Consider the following 243-nt stretch of genomic DNA (forward strand, 5'->3'; position numbering starts at 1 on the left):
CGTAAAGGTGAAGCGCCCGTCGTAGCCCCGCACCTTGGTGAGGCGCTGCCGGGGCCCGGTCGTCAATCGGAGAAATACGCCAGCGCCGTCAGCGGGCGCGCCGAATCGGGCCGGGCCGCTGCGTGGCCAGGTAATGCACTTTGCCGTAAAGGTGAAGCGCCCGTCGTAGCCCCGCACCTTGGTGAGGCGCTGCCGGGGCCCGGTCGTCAATCGGAGAAATACGCCAGCGCCGTCAGCGGGCGC

Annotated in this window: 1 protein-coding gene; it reads right to left on the reverse strand. The window is 69.5% G+C overall.

Translation table 11 applies throughout. The features are described 5' to 3' along the window. Positions 1-210, reverse strand: a 210-nt coding sequence (locus tag BEN49_RS17095; protein ID WP_141765698.1) for a hypothetical protein, incomplete at its 3' end; no start/stop codon positions are given. Between the last annotated feature and the right edge of the window lie 33 nt (positions 211-243).

The sequence above is a fragment of the Hymenobacter coccineus genome (genome assembly GCF_001816125.1).
GTDB classification, from domain to species: domain Bacteria; phylum Bacteroidota; class Bacteroidia; order Cytophagales; family Hymenobacteraceae; genus Hymenobacter; species Hymenobacter coccineus.